General features: G+C 61.9%; 18 protein-coding genes. 5 read left to right on the top strand and 13 right to left on the bottom strand.

The genetic code is table 11. The features are described from left to right. Positions 1-137: 137 nt before the first annotated feature. The 10 genes from trpE to CIB54_RS12210 form a co-directional block, all read right to left on the bottom strand. Positions 138-1,619, bottom strand: coding sequence for an anthranilate synthase component I (gene trpE, locus CIB54_RS12255; protein WP_101219910.1), 1,482 nt, complete (start codon positions 1,617-1,619; stop codon positions 138-140). A gap of 70 nt (positions 1,620-1,689) precedes the next feature. Next, positions 1,690-2,508: a phosphoglycolate phosphatase gene (locus tag CIB54_RS12250; RefSeq protein ID WP_065950900.1), complete on the bottom strand. Its 819-nt coding sequence runs from the start codon at positions 2,506-2,508 to the stop codon at positions 1,690-1,692. Beyond that, positions 2,505-3,179 (bottom strand): ribulose-phosphate 3-epimerase, encoded by a 675-nt coding sequence (gene rpe / locus CIB54_RS12245; RefSeq protein WP_065950901.1) that lies wholly within the window; start codon positions 3,177-3,179, stop codon positions 2,505-2,507. Before rpe ends, CIB54_RS12250 begins: the two co-directional genes overlap by 4 nt. Before the next feature lie 83 nt (positions 3,180-3,262). Then, positions 3,263-4,411, bottom strand: coding sequence for an iron-containing alcohol dehydrogenase (locus CIB54_RS12240; protein WP_101219909.1), 1,149 nt, complete (start codon positions 4,409-4,411; stop codon positions 3,263-3,265). A 217-nt stretch (positions 4,412-4,628) separates the two neighbouring features. Continuing rightward, positions 4,629-5,453 (bottom strand): ABC transporter permease, encoded by an 825-nt coding sequence (locus CIB54_RS12235; RefSeq protein WP_065950903.1) that lies wholly within the window; start codon positions 5,451-5,453, stop codon positions 4,629-4,631. A 12-nt stretch (positions 5,454-5,465) separates the two neighbouring features. Further along, a complete protein-coding gene (locus CIB54_RS12230; protein WP_101219908.1) occupies positions 5,466-6,692 on the bottom strand; it encodes an ABC transporter permease in 1,227 nt (408 codons plus the stop codon). Positions 6,693-6,840: 148 nt separating this feature from the next. Beyond that, complete coding sequence (locus CIB54_RS12225; RefSeq protein WP_101219907.1) at positions 6,841-7,881, bottom strand: ABC transporter substrate-binding protein; 1,041 nt, start codon at positions 7,879-7,881, stop codon at positions 6,841-6,843. Between the two features lie 43 nt (positions 7,882-7,924). After that, positions 7,925-9,037, bottom strand: coding sequence for an ABC transporter ATP-binding protein (locus tag CIB54_RS12220; RefSeq protein WP_065950906.1), 1,113 nt, complete (start codon positions 9,035-9,037; stop codon positions 7,925-7,927). Positions 9,038-9,241: 204 nt separating this feature from the next. Then, positions 9,242-9,871: a response regulator gene (locus CIB54_RS12215; RefSeq protein ID WP_101219906.1), complete on the bottom strand. Its 630-nt coding sequence runs from the start codon at positions 9,869-9,871 to the stop codon at positions 9,242-9,244. Between the two features lie 21 nt (positions 9,872-9,892). Continuing rightward, the gene (locus CIB54_RS12210) at positions 9,893-11,887 is read right to left on the bottom strand and encodes a sensor histidine kinase (protein WP_101219905.1); all 1,995 of its coding nucleotides are present in this window, start codon (positions 11,885-11,887) and stop codon (positions 9,893-9,895) included. A gap of 77 nt (positions 11,888-11,964) precedes the next feature. On the opposite strand from CIB54_RS12210, the gene CIB54_RS12205 reads away from it, so the two are divergent. Beyond that, the gene (locus CIB54_RS12205; RefSeq protein WP_101219904.1) at positions 11,965-12,933 is read left to right on the top strand and encodes an alpha/beta hydrolase family protein; all 969 of its coding nucleotides are present in this window, start codon (positions 11,965-11,967) and stop codon (positions 12,931-12,933) included. Positions 12,934-13,081: 148 nt separating this feature from the next. Here CIB54_RS12205 and CIB54_RS12200 read toward each other — a convergent pair whose 3' ends face one another. From CIB54_RS12200 to CIB54_RS12190, 3 genes are read right to left on the bottom strand one after another with little or no spacing between them, the layout of a single operon-like run. Next, the gene (locus tag CIB54_RS12200) at positions 13,082-13,849 is read right to left on the bottom strand and encodes a TerB family tellurite resistance protein (protein ID WP_065950910.1); all 768 of its coding nucleotides are present in this window, start codon (positions 13,847-13,849) and stop codon (positions 13,082-13,084) included. A 1-nt stretch (position 13,850) separates the two neighbouring features. Continuing rightward, complete coding sequence (gene murU, locus CIB54_RS12195; protein WP_065950911.1) at positions 13,851-14,525, bottom strand: N-acetylmuramate alpha-1-phosphate uridylyltransferase MurU; 675 nt, start codon at positions 14,523-14,525, stop codon at positions 13,851-13,853. Then, a complete protein-coding gene (locus CIB54_RS12190) occupies positions 14,522-15,547 on the bottom strand; it encodes an aminoglycoside phosphotransferase family protein (protein ID WP_101219903.1) in 1,026 nt (341 codons plus the stop codon). The genes murU and CIB54_RS12190 overlap by 4 nt, the downstream gene beginning before the upstream one ends. 130 nt (positions 15,548-15,677) lie before the next feature. Here CIB54_RS12190 and CIB54_RS12185 point away from each other — a divergent pair, with 130 nt between their 5' ends. Genes CIB54_RS12185 through rsmA form a run of 4 tightly spaced genes read left to right on the top strand, consistent with a single transcriptional unit; the run spans position 15,678 to position 21,571 of the window. After that, positions 15,678-18,455, top strand: a complete 2,778-nt coding sequence (locus CIB54_RS12185) for an LPS-assembly protein LptD (protein WP_065950913.1) — start codon at positions 15,678-15,680, stop codon at positions 18,453-18,455. Beyond that, entirely contained in the window at positions 18,436-19,770 is a 1,335-nt protein-coding gene (locus CIB54_RS12180; RefSeq protein ID WP_083217966.1) for a peptidylprolyl isomerase, read from the top strand. Before CIB54_RS12185 ends, CIB54_RS12180 begins: the two co-directional genes overlap by 20 nt. After that, positions 19,767-20,756 (top strand): 4-hydroxythreonine-4-phosphate dehydrogenase PdxA, encoded by a 990-nt coding sequence (gene pdxA / locus CIB54_RS12175; RefSeq protein ID WP_065950915.1) that lies wholly within the window; start codon positions 19,767-19,769, stop codon positions 20,754-20,756. Before CIB54_RS12180 ends, pdxA begins: the two co-directional genes overlap by 4 nt. Further along, a complete protein-coding gene (rsmA, locus tag CIB54_RS12170) occupies positions 20,753-21,571 on the top strand; it encodes a 16S rRNA (adenine(1518)-N(6)/adenine(1519)-N(6))-dimethyltransferase RsmA (RefSeq protein ID WP_065950916.1) in 819 nt (272 codons plus the stop codon). Before pdxA ends, rsmA begins: the two co-directional genes overlap by 4 nt. Positions 21,572-21,590: the final 19 nt, after the last annotated feature.

Below are 21,590 nucleotides of genomic sequence, written 5' to 3'. Positions count from 1 at the left end.
GTGGGAGGGGCGGTGCGACGATTCGACTTGCCCCCGATAGCAATGTGTCAGCCAGTGCATCATGACCTGAAAGACCGCTATCGGGAGCAAGTCGAATCGTCGCACCGCCCCTCCCACAGTTTGATCTACATTTGGCTTTAGTCCTGCGGGGTCTGCTCCGCCAACGCCACCGCCCGGAACATCGCCCGGCGCTTGTTCAGGGTTTCTTCCCATTCCAGGGCCGGCACCGAGTCAGCCACAATGCCGCCACCGGCCTGCACATGCAGTTCGCCATCCTTGATCACTGCCGTACGGATCGCAATCGCGGTGTCCATGTTGCCGTTCCAGGCGAAATACCCCACGGCGCCGCCATAGACGCCCCGCTTGACCGGCTCCAGCTCGTCGATGATTTCCATCGCGCGAATCTTCGGCGCGCCCGACAAGGTACCGGCCGGCAGAATGGCACGCAGTGCGTCCATCGCGGTCAACCCGGCTTTCAGTTCCCCGGTGACGTTGGACACGATGTGCATCACATTGGAGTAGCGTTCGATGACCATCTTCTCGGTCAACTTCACCGAGCCGATTTCCGAGACACGCCCCGTGTCATTACGCCCCAGATCAATCAACATCAGGTGTTCGGCGATTTCCTTGTCGTCGCTCAACAGGTCTTCTTCCAGCGCCAGGTCCGCTTCTTCGGTGGCGCCCCGCGGGCGCGTACCGGCGATGGGGCGCACGGTGATCAGGTTGTCTTCGACGCGCACCAGCACTTCCGGTGAGCTGCCCACCACGTGGAAATCACCGAAGTTGAAGAAGTACATGTACGGCGTCGGGTTGAAGCAACGCAGCGCTCGGTACAGGTCAATCGGCGCCGCCTTGAAATCGATGGACATCCGTTGCGACGGCACCACCTGCATGCAGTCACCGGCGAGGATGTATTCCTTGATGGTGTCCACCGCGCGTTCGTAGTCCGCCTGAGTGAAGCTGGAGCGAAACACCGGATCTGCGGCAAGCGGACGGCCGAGGTCCAGGCCACGACGCGGCGTGATCGGTTGGCGCAGCTTGTCCAGCAATGCTTCGAGACTGGCCTGGCCTTGTTCGTAAGCATCCGCCTGGGACGGGTCGGCCAACACAATCGCGTGCATCTTGCCGGCGAGGTTGTCGAACACCACGACCGCATCGGAGACCATCAGCAGGATGTCCGGCACGCCCAGCGGGTCCGGGTTCGGACATTTACCCAGGCGCTGCTCCACGTAGCGCACGCAGTCATAACCGAAATACCCCACCAGGCCGCCGTTGAAACGCGGAAGGCCGGCAATGGTCGGCACGTTGTAGCGCGCCTTGAAGACCTCGACGAAGGCCAGGGGGTCGTCTACGTCATGGCTTTCGATCTCGACGCCATCATGAGTGATGCTCACATGATGGTCGTGAACCCGCAGTACCGTGCGGCACGGCAGGCCGATGATCGAATAACGGCCCCACTTCTCGCCGCCCTGTACCGACTCCAGCAGATACGAGTTCGGCTCGTCGGCCAGTTTCAGGTAGATCGACAGCGGCGTGTCGAAGTCGGCCAGGGTTTCGCGGGCCATCGGGATACGGTTGTAGCCGGCAGCGGCCAAACGCAGGAATTCTTCGCGGATCATCAGGTGCCTCGTGGTGTGAGGGTCAATCGGTCAGGTAGGCAAACGTGCCGCAAAATGCGGCCAGGATCAGTCAGGCGCGCCAACGCCAGCGGGCCAGGGCCTTGATGACTTTCATCCAGAGTTTGCGAGTGACCACCACGATGGGATTTCCAGAAGGAGACGGATCAATATCGGGCAACGTTATCTCAGCGCCCGCGCCCAGGCAACCGGGGATTAACAGACGCAGGTCGTCAATCACCAGCGCCGGCGATTCTTCGGCAATCGGCCGGCCATGGTTGTAGCCGTAACTCAAGGCCACGCACTGCACCCCTGCAGCTTTTGCCGCCAATACATCGCTGCGCGAATCGCCCACGAACAACGATTGGGACGCCGGGATATTCGCCATTTTCATCACGAAGAACAGCGCCGCCGGGTCGGGTTTTTTCTGCGGCAGGGTATCGCCGCCGATGATCCAGCGAAAATACCGGCCGATCTTCATCTGGTCCAACAGCGGTGCGACGAAGCGCTCCGGCTTGTTGGTGATCAAAGCCATTTCCACGCCCTGCTTGCTCAACCATTTGAGGGTGTCACGCACGCCGGGATACACCACCGTCAGTTCGTGGCTGCTTTCATAGGCGGCATTGAACAACTCCAGGGCATGTTCGGCCTCGACCTCATCCACACCGCTGGCGTCGATATTACCGGCCAGCGCCCGGCGCACCAGCATCGGCGCGCCGTTGCCGACCCATTCGCGAACCGCCTCGAGCCCCGCAGGCTTGCGCCCCAGTTTGAGCAGCATCTGGTCCACCGCCGCCGCCAGGTCGGGCACCGAGTCGATCAAGGTACCGTCCAGATCGAACATCACCAGCCGTGGCAATTTGCCGGGGAACAGCTGCTCAAAGCCGCTCATGGACGCGCCAGCGCCAGTTCGGCGTGCATCTTGGCGATCACTTCCTGGTAATCCGGGGCATTGAAGATCGCCGAACCGGCCACGAACGTATCAGCCCCCGCGGCAGCGATCTGGCGAATATTGTTGACGTTGACCCCACCGTCGATTTCCAGACGGATATCGCGGCCCGACGCATCGATCAGCGCCCGCGCTTCGCGCAGTTTGTTCAGGGTGCCGGGGATGAACTTCTGCCCGCCAAAGCCCGGGTTGACGCTCATCAACAGCACCATGTCGACCTTGTCCATCACGTATTCCAGCACACTCAACGGTGTGGCCGGGTTGAACACCAGGCCCGCCTTGCAGCCGCCTTCGCGGATCAGTTGCAGGGTACGGTCGACGTGCAGCGTGGCTTCCGGATGGAACGTGATGTAGGTCGCACCGGCGTCGATGAAGTCGCCGACAATGCGGTCCACCGGGCTGACCATCAGGTGTGCGTCGATCGGCGCGGTAATCCCGTACTTGCGCAACGCTGCGCAGACCATCGGGCCGATGGTCAGGTTGGGCACGTAGTGGTTGTCCATGACGTCGAAGTGCACGAAGTCGGCGCCGGCGGCCAACACCTTGTCCACTTCTTCGCCCAGGCGGGCGAAGTCGGCGGAGAGAATCGATGGAGCAATGACGAAGGGCTGCATGACGCACCTTTTTTGAGCTAAATCACGATGGCGCGCATTGTATACCTCAGCTTTGCCCTGCGCACCGTGACCTCACTCAACGATTAATATGCCGCCCGGTAGATTTTTTCGATATCGGCCGCGCTGAGCTGGCGCGGATTATTGCGCATCAGGCGCTCGATGCCCGCCGCTTCGGTGGCCATCGCCGGGATAGCCTCCTCAGGCACGCCGAAACTGCGCAGGCCGGCAGGGATCTCGACGGCGGCGCACAGTCGCGTCATCGCCTCGACAGCCTGATCGGCGGCATCATTCACGCTCAGCCCGCTGACATTCACGCCCATGGCCTGCGCGATGTCGCGCATCCGTTCGACACAGGCCAGCTTGTTCCAGTGCATCACATAGGGCAGCAACAGCGCATTGCTCACGCCGTGGGCGATGTTGAACCGGCCGCCCAACGGATACGCCAGTGCATGCACTGCGCCCACGCCCGCGTTGCCGAAGGCCATGCCGGCCATCAGGCTGGCGGTGGCCATATCGTCACGGGCCTGCAAGTTGGCCGGGTTGGCGTAAGCCTTGGGCAGTGCGCCAGCAATCAGCTTGATCGCGCCAATCGCCAGGGCATCGGTGATCGGTGAGGCGTTCAGCGACAGGTAGGACTCAATTGCATGCACCAGCGCGTCGACACCACTGGCGGCGGTGACGCTGCGGGGGCAAGTGAGGGTCATTTGCGGGCTGATCAGCGCCACATCCGGCAGCAGGTAGTCGCTGACGATGCCTTTTTTCAGCTGGGCGACCTTGTCCGAGAGGATTGCCACGTTGGTCACTTCCGAGCCGGTGCCCGCCGTGGTGGGAATGGCGATCAACGGTGGGCCCTTGCGCGGTACCTGGTCAACACCGAACAAATCCGCCAGGGCGCCGTGGTAACCAGCGTAAGCGGCCACGCTCTTGGCGATGTCGATGGCACTGCCGCCGCCCACGCCGATCAGGCCATCGTGCCCGCCATCGCGGTAGGCCTGCATGCAGTCTTCGACAATGGCGATTTCCGGGTCGGGCAGCACGCGGTCGAAAATTTCATAAGGGCGCCCGCCCAAGTGCTCGAGCGCCAGCGCGATCGTGCCGGACTTGACCAGCACGGCATCGGTGACGATCAACGGGTTATCCACATCCAGGCGGGTGAGTTCGGTGGCGAGCTGTTCGATGGCGCCAGCGCCGGTGAGCAGTTTATGGGCGATCTTGAATGAGGAAGTACTCATGTGCGCGGCCTCTTATTGAGAGATGGGCTGGCACAAGAGTAGCTCGGGATTTTGGGTTGCCCAGCATTCAGCAACTGAATGGTCATTATCTGAGTGAACACAAAACCAATGTGGGAGGGGGCTTGCCCCCGATAGCAGTGTATCAGCCAGCACATCTGAGACTGATACACCGCTATCGGGGGCAAGCCCCCTCCCACATTTTGCTCTGTTCGAGGCTTCAGACCTGGGCAGTGCGCAGCTTTTCGCCGCGTCCGCGCAGCCATTCAAGCGTCAGCAACAGCACCACTGAAAACCCAATCAGTAACGTCGCCGCCGCCGCAATCGTCGGGCTGAGGTTTTCACGGATGCCGCTGAACATCTGCCTGGGCAAGGTAGCTTGCTCCGGCCCGGCGAGAAACAATGTCACCACCACTTCGTCGAACGAGGTGGCGAATGCAAACAGCGCACCGGAAATCACCCCCGGCGCGATCAGCGGCAAGGTCACCCGGCGAAACGCGGTCAACGGTGACGCGCCCAGGCTGGCCGCCGCCCGCACCAGATTGTGGTTGAACCCCTGCAAGGTCGCCGACACGGTAATGATCACAAACGGCACACCCAGCACCGCGTGCACCACAATCAACGAGAAGAAGCTGTTACCCAGCCCCAGCGGGGCAAAGAACAGGTAACTGGCCACGCCGATAATCACCACCGGCACTACCATCGGCGAAATCACCAGGGCCATCACCAATGCCTTGCCGGGGAAGTTGCCGCGCGTCAGGCCAATCGCCGCCAGCGTGCCGAACACCATCGCCAGCACCGTGGCCGCCGGGGCGACGATGAGGCTGTTGCGCAGGGCGCGCATCCATTCGGCCGACGCGAAAAAGTCCTGATACCACTGCAGCGAAAAGCCCTGCAACGGGTACACCAGGAAACTGCCGCTGTTGAACGACAGCGGGATGATCACCAGTACTGGCAGGATCAGGAACAGCAGGATCAGGCCGCACAGAATCCGCAGGCTGTAGAACCACAGCCGCTCCACCGGTGACCTATATGGGCTCAGCATTGCAAGGTCTCCTCAGCTCAGGCGCAGGCGACTGGCGCCCACCAGCCGGTTGTAGATCAGGTACAGCAGCACCGTCGCCAGCAGCAGCAAGCCGCCCAACGCCGTGGCCATGCCCCAGTTGATGCTGGTGTTGGTATAGAAGGCCACGAAGTAGCTGACCATCTGGTCGTTCGGGCTGCCCAGCAAGGCCGGGGTGATGTAGTAACCAATCGCCAGGATGAACACCAACAGGCAGCCGGCACCGACACCGGCGTAGGTCTGCGGGAAGTACACGCGCCAGAAGCTGGCGAAGGGGTGACAGCCCAGGGAAATCGCCGCACGCATGTAAGTTGGCGAAATGCCCTTCATCACGCTGTAGATCGGCAGAATCATGAACGGCAGCAGGATATGCACCATCGAGATGTACACACCGGTACGGTTGAACACCAACTCCAGCGGCGTATCGATCAGGCCCATGCCCATCAGGGCGCTGTTGATCAGGCCGCCGGATTGCAGCAGTACGATCCACGCTGCCACCCGCACCAGGATCGAGGTCCAGAACGGCAGCAATACCAGGATCATCAGCAGGTTGCTTTTACGCGCCGGCAGGTTGGCCAGCAGGTACGCCAGGGGATAGGCCAGCAGCAGACAGATCACAGTGATGACCAGGCCCATCCAGAATGTTCGGGCGAAGATATCCAGATAGATCGCCTGGTCGGGTGTGGCCGGCGCGATTTCGCCCAGGTCGTCGATGCGGTGATCGACGGCCGCCAGCAGGTAGTAAGGCGTCAGGCTGCTGGTATTGCGTCGGATCGCCTGCCAGTACGCCGGGTCGCCCCAGCGTTCGTCGAGGGTTTCCAGCGCAGCTTTATAAGAGGCCGGCGCGTCGGTGAACGGCAGCGCCCGCGCGGTTTTGGTCAGCAGGCTGCGATAGCCGGCCAGTTCCATGTTCAAGCGTTTGGACAGATCGCCCAGGGTCTGGTTTTTGCGCGCTTCGCCCAGGTCTTCACTGAGCGCCTGGTACACCGGCTCGCCAGGCAAGCCACGACCGTCCCAGGCCGTCACTGCCACCACTGTGCGCGGCAAGCCTGCCACCACTTCCGGGTTGCCGACGCTTTTGTAGAGCAGCGCAACAATGGGCACCAGGAACACCAGCAGCAAAAACAGCACCAGCGGCGCAATCAAGGCCTGGGCTTTCCAGCGATTGAGCCGCTCGGCACGGGCCAGGCGCTGCTTGAGGGTGGGGATGGCGAGGGCCATGGAAAACTCCGGGTCTTGAAAGTGGATGCAATCTGTCAAACACAACAGATCCCCTGTGGGAGGGGGCTTGCCCCCGATGGCGGTGGATCAGTCAAATCAGCCGTCGTCTGACACACCGTCATCGGGGGCAAGCCCCCTCCCACATGGATTATTTAGCAGCCCAGGAATTGAAGCGCTGCTCGAGCTGCTCGCCGTTATCCGCCCAGAAGCTCACATCGATCTGCACCTGGTTGGCGATATTTTCCGGGGTGGTCGGCATGTCTTTGAGCACGTCTTTGGCCAGCAGCGGCACGGCCTGGGTGTTGGCCGGGCCGTAGGCGATGTTTTCCGAATAGATCTTCTGCTGTTGCGGCTGCACCGAGAAGGCGATGAATTTCTTCGCCGCTTCGGCGCGGTCCTTGGCCAGGCCCTTTGGAATGGCCCAGGCGTCGAAGTCGTAGATGCCGCCGTTCCACACCACTTTGAGGTTGCTTTCTTTCTGCACGGCGGCGATCCGGCCGTTGTAGGCCGAGCTCATCACTACGTCGCCCGAGGCGAGGTATTGCGGCGGCTGTGCACCGGCTTCCCACCACTGGATCGACGGTTTGAGTTCGTCGAGTTTCTTGAACGCACGGTCCTGGCCATCTTTGCCGGCCAGCACTTTATAGACGTCCTTGGGCGCTACACCGTCGGCCATCAGCGCGAATTCCAGGGTGTATTTGGCGCCTTTGCGCAGGCCGCGCTTGCCGGGGAATTTCTTGGTGTCCCAGAAATCCGCCCAGCTGGTCGGTGCACTGGCGAGTTTGTCGGCGTTGTAGGCGAGCACGGTCGACCACACAAAGAAGCCCACGCCGCAGGGCTGGATCGCGCCTTTGACGTAGTCGGCGGGGTTGCCGAACAGTTTCGGGTCCAGGGGCTCGAACATGTCTTCGTCGCAGCCACGGGACAGTTCCGGCGACTCCACTTCCACCAGGTCCCAGGACACGCTCTTGGTGTCGACCATGGCTTTGACCTTGGCCATCTCACCGTTGTATTCACCGGCGATGATCTTGCCGTTGCCCGCGCTTTCCCACGGGGCATAGAAGGCCTTGACCTGGGCCGCCTTGTTCGCGCCGCCAAAGGAAACGACAGTCAGGTCCGGGCCTGCCATGACCTGTGTCGCGCCCATCAAGCCGATAGCCAGGGCCGAATACTTAAGGGATCTCAACATTGTTGTGCTCTCCACGTGCAGGGTTGGTGAAGCCAGGGGGCGATCAATTCGCCTCTAGAAGTGGGTCGAGTGCGCGAACGTGCTCGACTTGCCAGCCAATCGGTACTACGTCGCCGACCGTCAGGGCCGGGTCCAGCTCGGCAATCGGTTGTTTCACGAAAAAATCGGTCTTGCCGCAGACTTCCAGGCGCACACGCACGTGGTCGCCCAGGTAGATGAACTCCGCCACCCGCCCGGAGAAACGGTTGATGCAGCGGTCACTTGCGCCATTGAGGCTGACGCGCTCCGGACGCACCGACAGGGTCACCGGGCCGCCGATCGCGCCGACATTCACCGCCAGCGCCTCGACCTTCTCGCCGCGCGCCAGCTCCACCACACAGCGCTCGCCGGTGTGGCTGTGCAGACGGCCATTGAGGCGGTTGTTTTCGCCGATGAAGTTGGCCACAAAGGTGTTCTTCGGTTCTTCATACAGGCTGCGCGGCGCGGCGATCTGCTGGATTTCGCCCTGGTGGAACACCGCCACACGGTCGGACATGGTCAAGGCTTCGCCCTGGTCATGGGTCACATACACCACGGTCACGCCGAGGCGCTGATGCAGGTGCTTGATTTCCATCTGCATGTGTTCGCGCAATTGCTTGTCGAGGGCACCCAGGGGTTCGTCCATCAGCACCAGTTGCGGTTCGAACACCAATGCGCGGGCCAGTGCCACCCGCTGTTGCTGGCCCCCCGACAGTTGCGCGGGGTAGCGCTGGGCGAAGGCGTCGAGCTGGACCATGCTCAGCACGCGCTTGACCCGCTCGCTGATGTCGGTCTTGCTCAAGCCACGCACGGACAGGGGAAACGCCAGGTTCTCGGCCACGGTCATGTGCGGGAACAATGCGTAGTTCTGGAACACCATGCCAATGTCGCGCTTGTGCGGCGGCACGTTATTGATCGAGCGTCCGGCCAGCTGGATTTCGCCGGCGGTGGGGGTTTCGAAGCCGGCCAGCATCATCAGGCTGGTGGTCTTGCCCGAACCGGACGGCCCCAGCAGGGTGAGGAACTCGCCCTTGCGAATCTCCAGGTTGAGGTCTTTGACGATCAGGTTTTCGCCATCGTAGCTTTTCTGCACGCCACGAAAGCTGACCAGCACATCATTTGTATCCGCCTCGCTCATACCCGCACCTTTGTGTTTTGGACCGCTGTGACACAAGCGTAGTCCACGCGCGAGGCCCCGGAAATCGGGGGCCAGGAGAGAATCGCATCAGCCGGATGGAAGGTTCGGGGTAGGGATCGCCCTACCCGGATGACGGGCATGGGACAGTGCAGCGGCAAGCCCGTGTCGGGCGGCGCTTGCGAGGTGTCGTTAATGGATACGCCGCTACAGCAGCTTGTGTTCCATGGCGTATTTCACCAACTCGGCCAGGGAGGTGATATTGAGCTTTTGCATCAAGCGCGCCTTGTGGGTGCTGATGGTCTTGCTGCTCAGGGCCAACTGCAGGGCGATGTCGTTGACGTTGGCGCCTTGTGCCAGACGTTCGAACACCGAGAACTCGCGCTCCGACAGCAGCGAGTACAAGGGGCGCGAATCCGTCAGGCCGACTTCGAAGACCATGCGGTCTGCCAGGTCCGGGTCGATATAGCGCCCGCCCGCCGCGACCTTGCGAATCGCCATCAGCAGCAGTGCCGGGTCGCTGTCCTTGGTGGCATAGCCGGCCGCGCCGACCTTGAGGGCGCGAGCAGCCATTTGCGCCTCATCGTGCATGGACAACACCAGGATCGCCGGCGGGTTGCTCAGCGCCCGGATACGCGCGATAGCCTCCAGGCCATTCACGCCGGGCATGGAGATATCCAGCAACACCACCTCGCACGGCACATGGCGCAGGGTCTCCAGCAATTGCTCGCCATTGCTCGCTTCGCCCACCACCAGCAGGTCCTTGGCCAGGCCGATCAATTGCTTGAGGCCTTCTCGGACAATGGTGTGGTCTTCGGCTACCAGTACGCGGATCACAGGGGTTTCCTCTTATTGTTGTCAGGCATCCAACGGCACCGTGACACTCAGGGTGGTGCCCTCCCCCAACTCGCTGACCAGGCTCAACTGCCCGCCCATGATCAGCACCCGTTCACGCATGCCGACCAGGCCGAACGACACCGCTCGCCCCTGCGCCTGCACGAAGCCGATTCCGTCATCGCTGATGGTCAGTCGCAGGTTCGGGCCATCTACGCCCAGCGTCAGCTCCACAGTATGCGCCTGGGCATGGCGCATCACATTGGTCAGCGCTTCCTGCAGGATGCGGAACAGACCGATGGCCTTGGCGTCGCTCAGTACCGGCGGGTTTTCCGGGACGCGTACCAGACAGGGAATCTGCGTGCGCGCTTCGAAACGGCGCGCCTGCCATTCGATGGCCGAGGCAATGCCGGCGTCGAGAATCGGCGGTCGCAGCGCGGTGGCGACATCACGGACCAGCTGGAAAAGCTGGGCGATCAGGCGCTTCATGCTGTTCAAGCGCTCGTTCAGGCCCGGGTCGAGTTGCGCATAGGCCAATTCACACATAGAGGTTTCCAGTTTGAGCACGGTGAGCATCTGCCCGAGTTCGTCGTGTACCTCGCGGGCGATACGCGCCTTTTCTTCTTCGCGCACCGTTTCCAGGTGGGCCGACAATTCGCGCAACTGTGCCTCGCTCTGCAGCAAGGCGGCCACATAACGGCGGCGCTCGGTGACGTCAGTCAGGTAAACCACCAGGTACTCGCCGTCGGCAAAGCGCAGAAAACTCAACGATACGTCCGCCGGCAGGATGCTGCCGTCGGCGCGCAGGCAGTCGGTGGCGAAGGTCTGCGCGCCTTCCTCGCTGGCACGCCCACGCTTCCACAGATTGAGCCAGCGGTCCATGGTCAACGTCGGGTCGAAATCGATCAGCGGTCGCTCGATCAACGCGCCAGCGCCATAGCCGAGCATGGTTTCGGCGGCGCGATTGGCGTAACGCACGTGACTGTCCCAATTCACCCACAGGATGCCGACCGTACTTTGATCGATGGAAAACTGCGTCAGGCGCAAGGCTTCAGCGCCAGCGGCGCGCGCTGCACTTTCCTCCCGCGCCGCCAACAGGTCGTGCTCCAGGTGACGCTGTTGGCGGCGCTGCCAGAGCACCGCCGCGAGGCTGGCGAGCAGCATCAGCCCCAACAGCACGCTGAGGTTTTTCCACAAGCCCATGGCGTCCGATAAACGCGGGTACTGAGGTTGCAGCCAGCGGCTGTGCAATTGATCCAGGTCGCGGGCGGGTATCGCCCGCAAGGCGCTTTGCATGATGCCGGCCAGCTGCGGCCATTCACGCCGAGTGGCCACTCGCAGCAACTGCGGCAAGCCGATATCGCCGACCACCGCCAGCCCGGCAAACTCCGCCTCGCCGGACAACCGCCCCAGTTGCGCCTCATCCACCACTGCATAGCGCGCCTGCCGACTCACCAGTAACTGCAGGGCCTGGCGCTCCATGGGCACGCCTTGCAGGTTAAGGTTGGGGTACGTACTGCGCAGGTAATCGGCCACCGTGCTGGGCATGCGCACCGCGATGCGCGATTGTGCGTCGAGTTTTTCCAGCTCCACCGCGCCGCCGCCTTCGCGAATACCGACGATATGCTGGGGCACACGCATATAAGGGTCGCTGAACAACCACAGGCGCAAGCCGGCCGGGGTTTGCTGCAGGCCCGGAGCGATATCCACCTCGCCATCGCGCACGGCGGCTTCCAACTGCTGCTGATCGGGAAAGTTGCGCCAGGTCAACTCGATGCCAAGCGCCTTGGCCAGCCATTGCATCAACTCGACATTGGCCCCGGACAACCGCTGCAGCCGTCGGTCGTATTGCGCGTAAGGCGCCTGCAATACCAGGCCCACCCGCAGTTGCGGGTGCTGCGCCAGCCACGCACGCTGCTGCGCATTCAGCTGCGCCTGGGGCACGACGGGAGCAGGCGCGGCGTTGCCCATCAAGGCAACACACAGACAGCCGATAACCAGCAGCAAGCGAAAACCCATGATCCACGTCTCACATCACTGACAAATACCGATCAACCCATTAGGCTGCTGGAATCACTTCTGGCCGGGATTTAACGATGCCACCTCGAAACCGTTCGGCACTGCCAGCATTGTGCCTGTCGCTGCTATTTACCAGCGCCTTTTCTGTTCAAGCCGCCGATGCGCCAGCAGCCGTCGCGGAAAAACCCGCCGAGCGCCAGCCCTTGCCCGAGCGCAGCGAGGCAGAAGCGCGCGCGCTCGAACGTCAGGTTGCGCAACAGGAACAACAACAATTGCAGGCCGGCAGCGAGTCGTTCCTGGCCCTGTGGAAGCCCGCCAACGGAGCCGACCCCCAAGGTGTGGTGATTATCGTGCCAGGCGCCGGCGAAAATGCCGACTGGCCGCAAGCAATCGGCCCGTTGCGCCGTAAACTGCCGGACGCTGCCTGGGGCACCCTCAGCCTGTCATTGCCGGACGTCAACCTGGACACCTTGCCGCCACGCGTCATCGAGCCGCCCAAAGCGGCGGTCGATACCAGCAGCAAGGACGGCAGCACGGTCGCCAAACCCGTCGAACAGGCTGCCAGCGCGGAAGCCGAAGGCACTGACCCGGCGGTGGTACCGGGCGCGGATGAACAGGACAAGACCGACGCCAAACGTATCTTCGACCGCATCGACGCTGCCGTCGCTTTCGCCCAGACCCAGGGCGCCCGCAGTGTGGCACTGCTCGGTCACGGCACCGGTGCATGGTGGGCTGCGCGCTACCTGAGCGAGAAACAACCCGCCCAGGTGCAGAAACTGGTGATGGTGGCCGGGAAGACACCCGCCGCTCGTCAACCGGACCTGCAGCAGTTGGCGCCGGCGTTGAAAGTGCCTACCGCGGATGTGTTCTACCAGGACGGCGCCCAGGACGGCAAAAATGCACTGGCCCGTATGCAGGCGGCCAAACGCGGCAAGAATGACGGCTACAAGCCGGTGCAACTCCACGCCCTGCCCGGCAACGATGCCGCCGAGCAGGAGCAGTTGTACCGCAGAGTTCGCGGCTGGTTGAGCCCGCAGGCCGATTGAACACATTTTTCGAAAGTGCTGAATAACCAATGTGGGAGGGGGCTTGCCCCCGATAGCGGTGTATCAGCTGCCACACGTGCTGACTGACACTCCGCCATCGGGGGCAAGCCCCCTCCCACATTCGATCGGCGTTCTCAGGCTGGCACTATCAACGAAAGTCCCGCCGCTCGCGAATCAATGCGTAAGCGTTATGCAACTCACGGGTACGCTCGGTCGCCTCGCGCACTTGTGCGGGGCTGGCGCCACTGCCGGCGATCTTGTCCGGGTGGTGGCGGCTGAGCAAGCGGCGATAGGCGTGCTTGATCACCGAGGGCTCAGCGGTTGCCGTCACTCCCAGAATCCGCAGCGCTTCCTGATAAGCCCCGCCACGGTTGGCCAACGGCTTGCGCGCCGGCGCGTAATCGGAAGCCAACGCGCGGATTTGCTGCGGCGTCCAGCCCAGCCATTTGCCCCACAACTGGATCAGCTCACGCTCGGTATCATCCGCCCGGCCATCGGCCCAGGCCATGCGCCAACAGGCACGTAGAACCCCCTCGGCGGCATGGGGTTGCGCCTTGAGCACGCGCAGATAACGGCGGACACGGTCAGTGCCGGACTTGCCGCGATTGAAGGCCATGATGGCTCGGCGCTGGGCCGGCTCGGTCATGTCCAGCGCGCGCATTTCCTGGCGCGCCTGCTGGATATGCCCGTCCACAATGCGCCCATTGCTTTTGGCCAGACGCCCCAGCAGCACGAACAACAATTCGTCGTTGCGCAACGCGGGGCGACCGCCAAGGCGTTCGCGTAACTGCGCCCAGCTGTGCAATTGCAGGCGCCGGTCCAGCGCCTGCCCCAGCAATGCACCCAACAAAGCCCCCGGGATGCTGGCAATCGCAAAGCCAGCCCCGGCGCCGATCAGCGTCCCTGGCCACAACATCCTATCGTCCTGCTGTCAGCAAGGTTTCGACCTGCGCCAGACGTTCAAGCGTTCCGACATCCACCCAGCGTCCCTTCATGTGTTCACCCGTTACCCGACCTTTGGTCATCGCCGCACGCAACAACGGCGCAAGCTTGAAGGCACCCGCACTGCAACCCGCGAATAATTGAGGGTCAAGCACAGAAATGCCACTGAAGGTCAGGTTATCGGCACCGGGCGCCGCATCATGAAGCACGCCGTCGCTCAGGTGGAAGTCACCGCCGGACGGATGATGCGCCGGGTTGTCGACCATCACCAGATGGGCCAGGCCCTGGAGCGGTCGCTTCAATTGGCTGAAGTCGTAATCGGTCCAGATATCGCCGTTGACCACCAGGAACGGCTCGTCCCCCAGCAACGCCAGCGCCTGGAAAATTCCGCCGCCGGTTTCCAGCGGCTCGCCTTCGGCTGAATAACGGATACGCACGCCGAACTGGGCACCGTCCCCCAGATAGCTTTCGATCTGCTGACCGAGCCAGGCATGGTTGATCACGATCTCGGTGAAGCCGGCCTTGGCCAGCGCTTCAAGGTGATACTCGATCAGCCGTTTGCCGCCTGCCTGCACCAGCGGCTTGGGCGTATGCAGCGTCAGCGGGCGCATGCGCTCGCCCTTGCCGGCCGCCAGGATCATCGCCTTCATACGCAAGCCTCGGCCGGTTGGCGCAGGCTGCCGAGCAGTTCGCCCAGGTCGCTCAACTCAGGTCGGTCGGCGAGCACCGCTTCTATATAGGCAAAGAAGCGCGGCACGTCCGCCAGATAGCGCGGCTTGCCATCACGGTGACAGATCCGCGCGAAGATACCGATGACCTTGAGGTGACGTTGCACGCCCATCAGGTCGCTGGCGCGCAGGAAGTCTTCAAAATCATCCTGCACGGGGATGCCCAACTGCCCGGCGCGTTCCCAATAGCCGCGCTGCCACGCGCGCACGCGGACCTGGGGCCAGCTGAGGAAGGCGTCCTTGAACAGGCAGGTAATGTCATAGGTCACCGGGCCATAGACCGCATCCTGGAAATCCAGCACCCCAGGGCTGGGCTCACTGATCATCAGGTTGCGCGGCATATAGTCGCGGTGCACCAGCACGTTGGGCTGGGCCAGGGCGCTTTCGATCAACCGTTCACTGACCCGCTGCCAGAGGGCCTGCTGCCGGGTATCAAGCTCGATACCCAGGTGCCGGCGTACATACCATTCAGGGAACAACTCGAGCTCGCGACGCAACAAGGCGACGTCATAGCTGGGCAGCGGCGCGTCCATCGGCAACTGCTGAAACGCCAGCAACGCATCGATGGCGTCGGCGAACAATTGATCGGCGTTTTGCTCGTCAATCACGTCCAGGTAGGTTTTTCGGCCCAGGTCATTGAGCAAAAGAAAGCCACGGGGCAAATCTTCTGCATAAATTTTTGGCACATTAATTCCCGATTTCGCGAGCAAATGCGCGATATCGACGAAAGGTTTGCAGTTTTCCTGGGGCGGTGGCGCGTCCATCACGACGAATGTATGCGCCCCGCCCTCCCACCGGAAGTAGCGCCTGAAACTCGCGTCACTGCTGGCCGCGGTCAATGTGGCCGGGGGTACGGCGCCCCAGTCCTGAGCGTTGAAGAGAATCGGCAACTGCTCATCCAGCCAGACTTCCAGCTGTTGTAAACGTAGATCGTGCTCGGGCATTACAAGGGTCTCCGACGGCGCTAGCCGTCAAGCGGGGCATGCTTTATTATCACGCATCTTTTTCAGACCATCGAGAGGCGTGCGGCCCAAACCGCGGGCAGATGGCACGCAGGAAGCCCGGACTAATAAGATGGCATTGAAATCCCCCGCGTTTCGTAGAAAATTTCCGTTGCTGGTAACCGGCAGTCTGCTGGCCTTGCAACCTTTCGCCACCTCATTCGTGGTCGCCGCGGAACAGTATGACTGCTCAGTCTCTGCTTCGGGTGCCTGGGATTGCGCGCCGAAGACGGCCGCCGCCCCATTGCCACCGCGCCCGGTGCATGACGGTTCTGCCGTCAGCTCGGCCAACAGCACGCCGCAGGGCGAAGCTGGCGGCAGCGTCGACGCCGAGCCCAAGACCATGCTGGTCACCGAAGCCAAGGGCCGTGGGCTGCGTTCGCGCAGCAAAGACTACAGCCACCTGGACTGGGTGCCTCGCGAGAAACTGACCGCAGCACAGCTGGCCGAAACCGGCCCTTACTGCGGCGGCTCCTACATCGAGCCGACGCGTCCTGGCATGAACGACAAGACGAACAAGAGCGATGCGCCGACTTTCATCGGTGCCAAGGCCTCTCGTTACGAGCAGGAACAGCAGGTTGCCACACTGGCCGGTGACGTCGTCATGCGCCAGGGCAGCATGCAGCTGGAGTCCGACGAAGCCAGCCTGTACCAGGCCGAGAACCGTGGCGAGCTGAACGGCAACGTGCGCCTGCGCGACAACGGCGCGCTGATCGTGGGCGACCGTGCCCAGGTCCAGCTCGATACCGGCGCGGCCCAGATCGACAACGCCGAGTACGTGATGCACAAGTCGCGTATCCGCGGTAACGCGCTGTACGCCAAGCGTGCCGAGAATGCGATCATCCGTCTCAAGGACGGTACGTACACCACCTGCGAGCCGGACAGCAACGCCTGGCAGCTCAAGGGCAACAACATCACGTTGAACCCGGCCACCGGTTTCGGTACCGCCACCAACGCGACGTTGCGGGTCAAGAACATCCCGATCCTGTACACCCCTTACATCTACTTCCCGATTGACGACCGCCGTCAATCAGGCTTCCTGCCGCCGAGCTTCAGCACCGGCAGTGAAACTGGCTTTACCCTCGTGACGCCGTACTACTTCAACCTGGCACCGAACTACGACGCCACGTTGTACCCGCAATACATGACCAAGCGCGGCCTGTTGATGGAAGGCGAATTCCGCTACCTCACCAAGTCCAGCGAAGGCCAGTTCGGCGGGGCGTACCTGAACGACGATAACGACGAGCGCAAGAACCAGACCGATTACGAAAAAACCCGCTACATGCTCAACTGGCAGCACAGGGGCGGGTTGGATTCGCGCCTGACGTCCCAGGTGGACTACACCAAGATCAGCGACCCTTATTACTTCCAGGATCTGAAGTCGTTCGAGGAAGGTGTAGAGAACCAGGACTTCCTGAACCAGCAGGGTTCCCTGACGTATCGCGGCGACTCTTATCAGGCTCGCTTGAATGTCCAAGCGTACCAGCTGTCCACAATCTCTCAGATCACGCCGTATGACCGGTTGCCGCAGCTCACGCTGAACGGCCAACTGCCGTTTCATCCGGGCGGCTTGAACTTCAGTTATGAAACCGAAGCCGTACGCTTTGATCGTGACTTGCAGAGCGGTACGTTCACCGACGAAAACGGCTTGGTTTCACCTCGCCTGGATAGCAACGTACTGGGTCTTACCCGCGCCAACGGTACTCGTCTGAACGTCGCGCCAGCCGTCGAATACCCGATGAACTGGACCTACGGCTTTATCACGCCGAAGCTCAAGTACGTCTACACCAAGTACGATCTTGACCTGGATGGTACAGGCAAGAGCCAAATGGCCCTTGCCGGTCAAACTTTCAAGAGCTCCCAGGACCGCGCAATACCTGTAGCCAGCGTAGACAGCGGCCTGTACTTCGACCGCAGAACCAATTTGTTCGGCAAGGACTTCAACCAGACCCTCGAACCGCGAGCCTACTACCTCTACGTACCAAACAAGGACCAGAGCGATATTCCGGTGTTTGATACCAGCGAATACTCGTTCAGCTATTCCTCATTGTTCCGCGACAACCGCTTCAGCGGTTCCGACCGGATCGGTGACGAGAACAAGCTGTCCCTGGGCGTAACCAGCCGCTGGATCGAAGATAACGGTTTCGAGCGCCAACGCGTTTCGGTAGGTCAGGCCGTGTACTTCAAGGACCGTGAGGTTCAACTGCCAGGCGTATTGGCCGCCGATCGTGATGACGCGCGTACCGACGTATCGCCTATCGCGCTGGAATACGAATTCCACTTCAACCGCGACTGGCGCGCCACAGCCGACTACAACTGGGATCCCGAGAGCCACTCTCCACGGTCCGGCAGCGCGATGTTCCACTACCAGCCGGAGAACGACCCGAACAAGGTTATCAACCTCGGTTATCGCTATCGCAACGACCAGGTCGTCTATAACCAGCTGACCAACAAATGGCAGTTCGGTGGCGACTACGGCAGGCCAGGCGAAGAGAACTACGTGAAGGATTACTACAAAATCCAGCAACACGACTTCTCGATGATGTGGCCGATCATTCCACAGTGGAACCTGATCACCCGCTGGCAGTATGACTATGCACGCAACCGTACCCTGGAAGCCTTTGGTGGTTTCGAGTACGACAACTGCTGCTGGAAACTGCGCGTGATCAACCGTTATTGGGTTTCCAACGACGAATATACCCAGATCGCCCCCCTTAACGAAAAGGGTGACCACGGGCTCTTCTTCCAGATCGTCCTTAAAGGACTCGGCGGCCTGACCGGCGCCAAGGTAGAGAGCTTCCTCGACAAAGGCATTGAAGGTTATCGTGAACGTGAAGACAAAGCTTTCTGAGTGTTTGCGCCCGCTAGTGCTGGGCGCGCTGTTCCTGGGTGCCGCCTCGGCGCATGCCGCGGTGCAACAGCTGGATAAAGTCGCAGCCATCGTCGATAACGACGTGATCATGCAGAGCCAGCTGGACCAACGGGTCAAGGAAGTTCAGCAAACCATCGCCAAGCGTGGCGGTGGGGTACCGCCGACCAGCGTCCTGGAACCCCAGGTGCTGGAACGCCTGATCGTCGAAAACCTGCAACTGCAGATCGGCGAACGCTCCGGCATCCGTATTTCGGACGAAGAGCTGAACCAGGCCGTCGGTACCATCGCTCAACGTAACAACATGAGCATCGATCAGTTCCGCGCAGCCCTGGCGCACGATGGCCTGTCCTATGAGGACGCGCGTGACCAGATCAAGCGGGAAATGATCATCAGCCGTGTACGCCAACGCCGCGTAGCGGAGCGGGTTCAGGTGTCGGAGCAGGAAGTGAAGAACTTCCTGGCCTCGGACCTGGGCAAGATGCAACTCTCCGAAGAGCTGCACCTGGCCAATATCCTGATCCCGACGCCAGACAGTGCCAACGCCGAGCAGCTCAATGCCGCTGCGGCCAAAACCCAGGCGATCTACGACCGCCTCAAGGCGGGCGCTGATTTCGCGCAGATGGCGATTGCCCAGTCCGGCAGCGACAACGCGCTCGACGGTGGTGACATGGGCTGGCGTAAAGCCGCGCAACTGCCACCGCCGTTCGACCGTGAGCTGAGTGCCATGAACGTGGGTGACATCACCCAACCGGCGCGTACCCCAGGCGGTTTTATCATCCTCAAGCTGCTCGGCAAGCGCGGCGGCGAGACCTCGCTGAAAGACGAAGTACACGTTCGTCACATCCTGGTCAAACCGAGCGAAATCCGCACCGAGGCACAAACCAAGGAGCTGGCCCAGAAGATCTATGACCGCATCGAAAGCGGTGAAGACTTCGCCACCCTGGCCAAGAGTTTCTCGGAAGACCCAGGCTCGGCCCTCAACGGCGGCGACCTGAACTGGATCGACCCGAAAGCTCTGGTGCCCGAGTTCCAGCAGGTGATGGCCGATACGCCGCAAGGCGTGCTGTCCAAGCCGTTCAAGACCCAATACGGCTGGCATGTACTGGAAGTCCTTGGCCGTCGCGCCACCGACAACACCAACCAGGCCCGCGAACAGCAAGCCCTGACCGTACTGCGCAACCGCAAGTACGACGAAGAGCTGCAAACCTGGTTGCGTCAGATCCGTGACGAAGCCTACGTAGAAAACAAGCTGCCAGGCGCCGAGCAAACAGGCACCGACCAGGCAGCCCAGTGAAACCCCAGCGTTTCGCGGTAACACCCGGCGAGCCGGCCGGCATTGGTCCAGACCTGTGCCTGCTGCTCGCCTCGCAACCCCAGCCACATCCCCTGATTGCCATTACCAGCCGCGACCTGCTCCTTGAGCGGGCCGCGCAACTGGGTGTGGCCGTCAACCTGCTGAGCGTCGCACCGGACAATTGGCCCGACCTGCCGGCGCCAGCGGGCAGCCTGTACGTGTGGGACACCCCTTTGCACGCCAGGGTCGTCGCCGGACAACTGGACAAGGCCAATGCCGCCTTTGTCCTGGAAACCCTGACCCGTGCCGGGCAAGGCTGCATCGACGGCGACTTCGCCGGCATGATCACCGCGCCCGTCCATAAAGGCGTGATCAATGAATCCGGCATCGCCTTCTCCGGCCATACCGAATTCCTTGCCGAACTCACCCAGACCGAACAAGTCGTGATGATGCTGGCCACCCGTGGCCTTCGCGTCGCGCTGGTTACCACCCATCTGCCGCTGCGCGATATCGCCGACGCCATCACCGCCGAGCGCATCGAACGCGTCACGCGCATCTTGCACGCCGACCTGCAACAAAAATTCGGCATTGCCCAACCGCGCATCCTGGTCTGTGGGCTCAACCCCCACGCCGGTGAAGGCGGCCATTTGGGCCATGAAGAAATCGACATCATTGAACCGACATTAGAGCGCCTGCGCCAAGAAGGCATGGACCTGCGCGGCCCATTGCCTGCAGACACTCTGTTTACCCCCAAATATCTGGAGCACTGCGACGCAGTGCTGGCGATGTACCATGACCAGGGGCTGCCCGTGCTGAAATACAAAGGCTTCGGCGCCGCAGTCAACGTGACACTGGGCCTACCGATCATCCGCACCTCCGTCGACCATGGCACTGCCCTGGACCTGGCAGGCAGCGGCAAGATCGATACCGGCAGCCTGCACGTGGCCCTGGAAACCGCCTATCAGATGGCCGAGACCCGTATATGACCGAGCATTACCAACACCGGGCGCGCAAGCGCTTCGGGCAAAACTTCCTGCACGACGCTGGCGTGATCGACCGCATCCTGCGCTCCATCCATGCCAAGCCAGAAGACCGCCTGCTGGAAATCGGCCCGGGCCAGGGCGCTCTGACCCAAGGCCTGCTGGCCAGTGGCGGTCAACTGGATGTGGTGGAGCTGGACAAAGACCTGATCCCGATCCTCAATCAGCAATTTGCCGACAAGCCCAACTTCAACCTGCATCAGGGCGATGCGCTGAAGTTCGACTTCAACACCCTCAACGCCGCGCCCAACAGCCTGCGCGTTGTCGGTAACCTGCCGTACAACATCTCCACCCCGCTGATATTCCACCTGCTGAACAACGCCGGGATCATCCGCGACATGCACTTCATGCTGCAAAAAGAAGTGGTGGAACGCCTGGCCGCCGGCCCAGGGGGTGGCGATTGGGGCCGCCTGTCGATCATGGTTCAGTACCACTGCCGCGTCGAACACCTGTTCAACGTCGGCCCGGGTGCGTTCAACCCGCCGCCGAAGGTCGACTCGGCCATCGTGCGCCTGGTGCCGCATGCGGTACTGCCGCACCCGGCCAAGGACCACAAACTGCTGGAGCGCGTCGTGCGCGAAGCGTTCAACCAACGCCGCAAGACCCTGCGCAACACGCTCAAGGCGCTGTTGAGCAATGCCGAGATCGAAGCAGCCGGCGTCGATGGCAGCCTGCGTCCCGAGCAACTGGACCTGGCCGCATTCGTGCGCCTGGCCGACCAGTTGGCCATCCAGCCTGCGCCAGTAGCAGACCAGGTGTAAGCACACATGTGGGAGGGGG

It is taken from the genome of Pseudomonas fluorescens (genome assembly GCF_002837185.1).
Taxonomy (GTDB): Bacteria; Pseudomonadota; Gammaproteobacteria; order Pseudomonadales; family Pseudomonadaceae; genus Aquipseudomonas; species Aquipseudomonas fluorescens_AM.
The sequence above is the reverse complement of the archived record's forward strand: the minus strand, read 5'-3'. Positions and strand labels throughout refer to the sequence as shown.